A 6,157-nucleotide genomic window follows, 5' to 3' on the forward strand; every position below is an offset into this window, starting at 1 on the left:
GAACTTCAAATTCGCCGCACTAGGCGGCCCTCACTGCGACTGAGAAAAACATCGGGACCGACGCGCCGGACGCACCGGACGGCGTCAGCGCGATGACGTCGTCTTCGTTCAGATAAGTCGGCGACGGCACCACCACCGAAAACAGCTGGCCCGCGGCCGAACCCGATTGCGTCGCGGTGAAGCTCGCCACTGAAGTGCCGTTCACCGTGACAGTGATGGTGGCGTTCGCCGTGGTGATGGCGCCGCCAAGAATGCCGGTGGCTTTCAAAAGACGGCTACGGAATGGCGCGCGAATATAGGCCGGGACCGGCGCCGCGCCGCAGGAAGGCGTGTAGGACGTGAGATCGGTGGTATCGAGGGTATGAACGTTGGGTAGTGACATCGGGTGTCTCCAGGAGAGCGAGAAGGTCGTCATTCCGGGATGGTCCGAAGGACCAGACCCGGAATCTCGAGATTCCGGGTTCGATGCTTCGCATCGCCCCGGAATGACGGACGTGCATTTGGTTGTTGGCCGGTCAGGACGCGGTGTTGTCGAACACGCCGCCGCTCGACTTTTCATTGCGGGCAACGAGCGCGTATTCGGCCAGGATCTGGCGCCGCTCGGAATCGCCGGTCTTGGCCAGCGGAAGCGAGATCATGTTGCGGCCGTTAAGATAGGCGACCGCCCATTTATCCATCTCGAGCACCAGCACGTCGCGGCTACGCTGGAAGCGGTTCGCCACCACCTTGAGCTTGCCAAAATCGGATTCGTAAGCGTCGACGGACGCCACGATCTTCTTCGACTTGGCGTCCTCGATCGCGGTGGCGCGGCCGGTGAAGGTCGAAAACACCTGCTTGTTGAAGGCGCCGGTCAGGATCACGCCGGGCTTGCCGCCGTTGGTCCAGATCGAGGACAGCACGCTCTTCAGCCGAGCCTCGGTGAACGCGATCTGCGTTCCATCGGTTCGGGTCGAGGTGCCGTCGATCGGTGACGGGTTGGCGGGCGAGCCGGAGGTGCTCATCGACGTGTTCGATGCGATCCAGGACAGGATCGAGGCGGTCTGGCGCGGCGTGGTCGTGTTACCCGCGACCTTGGCCTGGTTGGTACCGACCAGGATGGTCTCGAGGTCGCGCCGCAGCTCAAGGCCCTTGAGCATCTCCTGATAGGCGAGTTCGTTGTCGCGGCCGGCGTGATCGACCGCCTGCTGCGTTCCCGACACCTGTGCGACCTTGTAGGAGATCTGGCACAAATTGCCGAGCCGCACCGTCGGAGTGGTCGTGCTGGTGGTGGGGTCGTCGCCTTCGAGCTGGGCGTTGGCCGGATTGGCTGCCGCGAGCGCCTGCGTCTGCCATTCGTGGTTGACGGCGGTCGCTTTTTCCTTTTCGGCGCCGCTCATGAACGGCGTGTCGGTCGGGTCGATGCGATAGATCACGTCGGAGAGATCTTCGCGATTGCCGATCGCCGTGTAGGTGGTGAAGGTTGAAGCTGGTAGAGCCATATCGATTATTCCTGATGATGGTCCGGCCGCGGACGAGCCGTCCTGAATTGCCGGCGAAGCCTCAAGCGAGGCTCTGGGTTGATGTTGATGTCTTCAAGACCTTCGCGATCGTGCGATGGCGCGGAAAGATTTTCCGGTTCGCTTCTCGTCGTGGTCACTTCGCCGGGCGCCTCGCACACGGGCGAGGGTCAGCGGGTCATGACGCGATTTGCATGAAATCGGATCACGAAAAAAACCGCCGGCCGATTTGCGATCGGCAGCGGGCTTTTCAAAAATTGTTGCGATGATGGGCTTATGAAGGTGATTTGCCCGACATGTCAAGCAGGCTCGTGAAAGCAACCCAGGCAATTGATGGCTTCAAAAACCGCCGAATGCTTTCAGATCGACAGGGTAACGCCAATGCAAATTCGACCCGCGGCCTTTTCAAGATTCTTGCGACGATCGGCTTATGAAGGTGATTTGCCCGACGTGTCAAATGGGCAGATCAAGAATTTTGACTCTCCAAAAGGAAGCCGGATCCAACTGCCGTAGGCGCGGCCCAGTTCGTAGGGCGGCGTCAGCAGTTCGATCGGAAGCTTCCATTCGGTGCTGATCTTGCGGATATCACACGATCCCGAATCTCTTCCTTCGCTCTGCGGTGCGCGCGAGTTCTTTCAATTCGGCCTGCGCCAGCTTGCCGCCGGCGACGATCGAGGAGAGATGATCGCGCACCTTGCCGACGATATTGATCGCGAGAAAAAGCTTTTCGCGCGCGGCGACATCATCGATTCCAGTCGCGCGCCAAGCAGCGGCGTAACTGTCTTCCAGGCTCTTGAAGGCTTCGCTCAAGAGTTCATTGTCGAGCAGGTTTTTCGCGCGAAGTGCCTGAGCGGCGGCCTCGCCGAGTTGAGTTTCGTTCATCGATCACGCTTTCCGGGTGGGAGGTGAGATTGGCGAGATGATCTTCTCGTCCACTTCATTGCCTCTGAGTATTGCGCCGTCATTCAAAAGAACCAAGCCTGGGCTCCCAAACCGACCGAGCGACCAGAGGGTCGATCCTGGTTCGGTTGGAAATATCGATTTTCCCAGTCGGACGGTTATCCCCAGATCGAATTCCAGGGTCGTGTCAGCCTCAGCGAAGTTCACCGCCGTTACTCTCTGGCCATCCAGGTCCACACAGGATGAGCCCGGAAAGGCAGCCACCGTCAGCGATTCAGCCGGCTTGATGTTCTCGATCACGGCGCAGGAACCCCGTTTTTAACAACGCATCATAGAGCTTCGTGCCGTACTCTGCATCGAATTTTTGGGTATCTTTGATCAATCGCCGGGCGGCAACAATTCCTTCGGTACAATATCGGGAAATTGCAAATGTAAAGACGAAGAAATCTCTATTAGTGCGTGCATCGATTTTCCAATCGACATTACGAGCTCAGAGAATTCCTCAGGAGAGAGGTTGTTCTTCATGTAATGCGCTATTCCATCTAAGTTGGCCCTGGCGCCTAGCAACATTCCATCAAGTCTAATGGCTGCATGTCGATCCATGTTCCACTCCAATTTCGTTTGTTAAAAGTATCTGTCCCATCTTGGAAAGCCGGAATTACCACCTGACATACATGCGAGCATGCACCGCTGAAATTGAATTCCATAGTCCGGCGTCGGCAACGCTAGATCGGAGCATCTTCTTATACAATCATCCTTACTCTCATCTCTGCTCTGAACTGGAGTCGGCGTCACGACCGGTTGAGGTTCGGCGGGCATCTGTTGGGCCTGCGCCGGCTTCGCCTGCCCCAGCTGTGCCTGCCGCGTCACGCCGTCAGCACCGAACGGATCGTGGTCGACCGGGACGAGCGAAACGTCTTCAAAGTCCGGCTGGTGATCGACCGGCACCAGCGAAAAATCAGACATGATGAACGAACCTCAAAATTTGCCGGGGCGTTTGGAAACGGGGACGTAATGATGGCCGTCTTTGGCTTCGCGCGCGCCGGGCGGATGCGCGCGCTCCGTCTTCTGCGCCGCCATCGCGGCCTTCAGATGCGCATCGAGCACGGAGAGTTTTGCGTCGAGGTCGGCCTTGACCCTGGCGAGCGCGATCTCGCTTTGCGTTTTCACCTGCAAATGGAGAGAATCGCTCTGCGCCTTCTGCTGGCGAGCTGCGCCTGGTGCGCCGATGTCGCGGCATCGATTTGCGCACGCGCCTGCGCACTCAGCAGTTTCGGATCGGGCGGCGGCGTAGGCGACGACGGCGGTCGATTGAGCAATTGCCCGGTCTGCGGGTTGATCGCTGAGGGGTCGTTGAAAAATTGATTTGGGTTCTTATGCCCCATGATCCGCGTCAGTTCGGACGCGGTGTTGTAGAGCTGGAGATCGCCGACGAGACCGGCTTTGCCGGCCGAGAGCAGTTCCTTCTGCACGTTGCCGATCGCCATGGTTTGCGCGAACTGCTGCGCCTTGCCCCCGGTGCCGAGACCGACATTGATGGTCATGTCGTCGCGCGTCTTCCAGTTGCGCGGATCGACATTTACCCAGGCGTTGCGCAGGCGCACGGTCTGGATCTGCTGGCCGTGCTTGCGGATCGTGCCGTGCAGGAGCGCAAAGATGCGCTGATCGATTCAGAGATCATCAATGTCGGCTGGACGACATCGGTGAGCTAGGCCAATTCGGCCCACCTGTTCGCTATCGTCTTTCGATCAACGAATGAATGTCCTATCGTTCCATCAAAATTCCGATACGCAGCGGTCATGAGATAAACCGCGCCACAACGACCGGGGACTCAGCATCCAGATACAGATTTGCGCGTGCGTAAAGACCGATGACATGATGGCCGGCTTTAACGCTATCTTCATTTGGAGGCAAAAGTTTCTCGGTAGGAAACAGACCATGCTTCTTCGCATCTAGCGATAGCTGCTGTCGATTCTGCTTAAAGAACGCACCATCGACGAGGCCGTACACCGGCCCTCTGAAGTCGACGATGAAGTTGCCGTCGCGCATCGGCCTGACCGAAAAGTCAGGCATATGCGTCACGACGTCCAGCAACGCCGCATTGTATTTGGCAATATCCGGCTCGGGTGAGCTATCGTCAAAGACCGCCGTTCCATGCTCGTAGACCACAAAGCTCTTCTGCTGGTCCGTGTAATGCGCCATCCGATCTGCAAACCAGCCCGGCGCTTCCGCGCGGATGAGCCCTCGCCAAGTGGGGGCAGGATATTTCATGCCCCGATTTCTGATACATCTAGCTCTGCTCCGACAACATCGCGCGAATTAAAGCAACGGTCCTTCGGATGGCTAACATGGTGCTGGCTTCCGGATCGCGGCTCATATGATTCCACCGCCGTTGCTCTAAAAACAGGTGTGCCCGAAGCCGCACCAGGCCGCTATCGGCTGACAAGGCCGGCAAGTCCCGATAGTTGAGCTTGTACGGGTCATCCTCGGACGGATCAAAAGTCCACGCGAAGCGTATGATGGCCGGCCGCCAGGGCTCCGATTCGTTCGGCACATCAGACAGCTTGAGACTTTTCGTCGGAATGATTGCTGGAAATAGAGGGTTCCGCATGTCGCACCTTAACCTATGGAAGCGCTCGTGCGCACGATTATCTCGCTGCCCAGCTCCCATCAGGGAGATGGAATCAGAAGCGATGGCATCTTTAGTTCCTCACCATTCACGGCAAGCTTCGCGCGACATCCAGTCCAAAGCCCCACAGTCAGATAGTTGGGGTCCGTCACCACTTCCAGTAAACCCTCTCTGTCGCAAAGGGCCGTCAGCAACAGTCGAGAATCCGGTGAAAGCGTAACCTCCTCAGCCCAAGGCTCCACGATCACCGTCAACGGCTCGGGGTTACGGTTAATTATGAGATACTTTACGGCCGCATCCGTCATTGGAAACTCCTCAAGATGTTTGCCAGCAGGCCTGCACGGTGAACTGCCGACACGTTGGATGGATTCTCGTTCGCTGCATTCTCATAAAACTTCTGGAAGGCTGCAACGGATCGTGAGGTAATACCGGCCTCCTTGAGTTTGGATATTATTTCGGCGGTCGCTTCGGTGGAAGCCCGACCTGATGCTGGTAACCCTTGAGCAAACCCGGCAAGTCGCCGAAAATCATCTAGCGTTACTCCTTCGGGCAAAGTGGCGACCGCTTCGCTGATAGCTTGTCTGGCCGCGGTGCTCGCCGCCGCAGCCCTGCCTGCCCCTGAGATTGTTGACCCGCCGAGCCCATCGGCAACCGCAGATCCTCCCAAACCTGCTCCAAATAGACTGAGTCCTTCAGCACCAGCCATTGCCAGCGGAGGAGCCAGTGCCGAACCGAGCCCAATCGCTCCAACAATCTTTGCAGCCGTCGGGTGATTTTGCACAAGATCTGCCACTCCTTCCGATTCAGCGCGTTCAGGAGCGGCCAACTGATTGAAGAAATCGACGAATGGCGAACCCGAACCGCCCTCGATCGCAGGCCCAGCGGGCGAAATCGGATTTGGCAGCGCCGATTGCGGCTGACCTTGCGGCTGGATTTGTATCAGCTGGGACTGCGTGGATTGAGCACGCGTCTGCCCCGGCTGAGCCTGCGTCTGCTCCGTCACACCATCCGCACCGAACGGATCATGGTCGACCGGGACGAGCGAGACGTTTCCAAAATCCGGCTGGTAATCCACCGGCACCAGCGAGTAGTCAGCCATGGTGCACGACCAGCAGATATTTGCCGGGGCGCT

13 protein-coding genes are annotated in these 6,157 nt (G+C 58.1%); 1 reads left to right on the forward strand and 12 read right to left on the reverse strand.

Going from position 1 to position 6,157, the window contains the following annotated elements; all coding sequences use genetic code 11:
* Positions 1-19: 19 nt before the first annotated feature.
* The 8 genes from M6D32_RS10570 to M6D32_RS10605 form a co-directional block, all read right to left on the reverse strand.
* The gene (locus M6D32_RS10570; protein WP_298255848.1) at positions 20-382 is read right to left on the reverse strand and encodes a hypothetical protein; all 363 of its coding nucleotides are present in this window, start codon (positions 380-382) and stop codon (positions 20-22) included.
* Between the two features lie 133 nt (positions 383-515).
* Positions 516-1,478, reverse strand: a complete 963-nt coding sequence (locus tag M6D32_RS10575) for a DUF5309 domain-containing protein (protein WP_298255849.1) — start codon at positions 1,476-1,478, stop codon at positions 516-518.
* Between the two features lie 603 nt (positions 1,479-2,081).
* The gene (locus M6D32_RS10580) at positions 2,082-2,378 is read right to left on the reverse strand and encodes a hypothetical protein (protein WP_298255850.1); all 297 of its coding nucleotides are present in this window, start codon (positions 2,376-2,378) and stop codon (positions 2,082-2,084) included.
* 3 nt (positions 2,379-2,381) lie between these two features.
* Positions 2,382-2,696, reverse strand: a complete 315-nt coding sequence (locus tag M6D32_RS10585; protein ID WP_298255851.1) for a hypothetical protein — start codon at positions 2,694-2,696, stop codon at positions 2,382-2,384.
* A gap of 78 nt (positions 2,697-2,774) precedes the next feature.
* On the reverse strand, positions 2,775-2,999 hold the full coding sequence (locus tag M6D32_RS10590) for a hypothetical protein (RefSeq protein ID WP_298255852.1): 225 nt from the start codon (positions 2,997-2,999) through the stop codon (positions 2,775-2,777).
* A 21-nt stretch (positions 3,000-3,020) separates the two neighbouring features.
* The gene (locus M6D32_RS10595; protein WP_298255853.1) at positions 3,021-3,362 is read right to left on the reverse strand and encodes a hypothetical protein; all 342 of its coding nucleotides are present in this window, start codon (positions 3,360-3,362) and stop codon (positions 3,021-3,023) included.
* A 12-nt stretch (positions 3,363-3,374) separates the two neighbouring features.
* Positions 3,375-3,566: a hypothetical protein gene (locus tag M6D32_RS10600; protein ID WP_298255854.1), complete on the reverse strand. Its 192-nt coding sequence runs from the start codon at positions 3,564-3,566 to the stop codon at positions 3,375-3,377.
* On the reverse strand, positions 3,563-3,883 hold the full coding sequence (locus M6D32_RS10605) for a hypothetical protein (protein WP_298255855.1): 321 nt from the start codon (positions 3,881-3,883) through the stop codon (positions 3,563-3,565). The genes M6D32_RS10600 and M6D32_RS10605 overlap by 4 nt, the downstream gene beginning before the upstream one ends.
* A 3-nt stretch (positions 3,884-3,886) precedes the next feature.
* Here M6D32_RS10605 and M6D32_RS10610 point away from each other — a divergent pair, with 3 nt between their 5' ends.
* Positions 3,887-4,108 carry a hypothetical protein gene (locus M6D32_RS10610; protein WP_298255856.1) on the forward strand — a complete coding sequence of 74 codons (222 nt, stop codon included), beginning with the start codon at positions 3,887-3,889 and terminating at the stop codon, positions 4,106-4,108.
* An 85-nt stretch (positions 4,109-4,193) separates the two neighbouring features.
* Here the strand turns inward: M6D32_RS10610 and M6D32_RS10615 are convergent, their stop codons facing one another.
* From M6D32_RS10615 to M6D32_RS10630, 4 genes are all read right to left on the reverse strand, one after another.
* Positions 4,194-4,667: a hypothetical protein gene (locus M6D32_RS10615; protein ID WP_298255857.1), complete on the reverse strand. Its 474-nt coding sequence runs from the start codon at positions 4,665-4,667 to the stop codon at positions 4,194-4,196.
* A 19-nt stretch (positions 4,668-4,686) separates the two neighbouring features.
* Entirely contained in the window at positions 4,687-5,007 is a 321-nt protein-coding gene (locus tag M6D32_RS10620; RefSeq protein ID WP_298255858.1) for a hypothetical protein, read from the reverse strand.
* A 59-nt stretch (positions 5,008-5,066) separates the two neighbouring features.
* Positions 5,067-5,330, reverse strand: coding sequence for a hypothetical protein (locus tag M6D32_RS10625; protein ID WP_298255859.1), 264 nt, complete (start codon positions 5,328-5,330; stop codon positions 5,067-5,069).
* A partial coding sequence (locus M6D32_RS10630; RefSeq protein WP_298255860.1) for a DUF4951 domain-containing protein occupies positions 5,327-6,157 on the reverse strand: 831 nt, incomplete at its 5' end. The genes M6D32_RS10630 and M6D32_RS10625, both read right to left, overlap by 4 nt.

It is taken from the genome of Bradyrhizobium sp. (assembly GCF_027307225.1).
Taxonomy (GTDB): domain Bacteria; phylum Pseudomonadota; class Alphaproteobacteria; order Rhizobiales; family Xanthobacteraceae; genus Bradyrhizobium.

What these genes read in the sequence shown, in the direction of transcription:
- M6D32_RS10570 (WP_298255848.1), bottom strand. Translation starts at nt 382, where the DNA reads ATGTCACTACCCAACGTTCATACCCTCGATACCACCGATCTCACGTCC.
- M6D32_RS10575 (WP_298255849.1), bottom strand. Translation starts at nt 1,478, where the DNA reads ATGGCTCTACCAGCTTCAACCTTCACCACCTACACGGCGATCGGCAAT.
- M6D32_RS10580 (WP_298255850.1), bottom strand. Translation starts at nt 2,378, where the DNA reads ATGAACGAAACTCAACTCGGCGAGGCCGCCGCTCAGGCACTTCGCGCG.
- M6D32_RS10590 (WP_298255852.1), bottom strand. Translation starts at nt 2,999, where the DNA reads ATGGATCGACATGCAGCCATTAGACTTGATGGAATGTTGCTAGGCGCC.
- M6D32_RS10595 (WP_298255853.1), bottom strand. Translation starts at nt 3,362, where the DNA reads ATGTCTGATTTTTCGCTGGTGCCGGTCGATCACCAGCCGGACTTTGAA.
- M6D32_RS10605 (WP_298255855.1), bottom strand. Translation starts at nt 3,883, where the DNA reads ATGGCGATCGGCAACGTGCAGAAGGAACTGCTCTCGGCCGGCAAAGCC.
- M6D32_RS10615 (WP_298255857.1), bottom strand. Translation starts at nt 4,667, where the DNA reads ATGAAATATCCTGCCCCCACTTGGCGAGGGCTCATCCGCGCGGAAGCG.
- M6D32_RS10620 (WP_298255858.1), bottom strand. Translation starts at nt 5,007, where the DNA reads ATGCGGAACCCTCTATTTCCAGCAATCATTCCGACGAAAAGTCTCAAG.
- M6D32_RS10625 (WP_298255859.1), bottom strand. Translation starts at nt 5,330, where the DNA reads ATGACGGATGCGGCCGTAAAGTATCTCATAATTAACCGTAACCCCGAG.